This is a genomic window from Bradyrhizobium sp. CSA207, assembly GCF_029051685.1.
Taxonomy (GTDB): domain Bacteria; phylum Pseudomonadota; class Alphaproteobacteria; order Rhizobiales; family Xanthobacteraceae; genus Bradyrhizobium.
In genome coordinates this window covers 1-439 of the sequence record NZ_JAACFT010000136.1, presented here as the reverse complement: position 1 = coordinate 439, position 439 = coordinate 1, and the positions used below count along the sequence as shown (strand labels likewise).

Here is a 439-nt window from a genome sequence, read left to right as displayed (position 1 = left end):
CGCCTGTTCCTGCTGTTGCTGCCGCTGCTCGGCGGCCTGCTGCTGTCCATGGACTGGGCGGGTCGCCAGGCGCGGCAGCAGGCGCTACGCGCCGAGGGCGAACAGGTGCGCAAGCAGCTGGACCTCTACGCCGGCTCGCTGCAGACCCTGATCGAACGCTTCCGCAGCCTGCCGGCGGTACTGGCGCTGGATCCGGACCTGCGCGCGGCGCTGGCCGGGCCGATCGACGGCGAGTTGCAGCAGCGCCTCAACCTCAAGCTGGAAAGCATCAACCTGGCCGCCCGCTCCTCCACCCTGGAGCTGCTCGACCGTACCGGGCTGGCCGTGGCGGCGAGCAACTGGAACCTGCCGACCAGCTACGTGGGCCACAACTACGGTTTCCGTCCCTATTTCCGCCAGACCATCGCCCAAGGCTCCGGACGTTTCTATGCGGTCGGGG

The 439-nt window shown here is 69.2% G+C and carries 1 pseudogene; it reads left to right on the top strand.

Annotated elements, in window-relative coordinates:
• Positions 1-439, top strand: a pseudogene (locus tag GWG65_RS40330) (sensor histidine kinase); the annotation flags it as partial.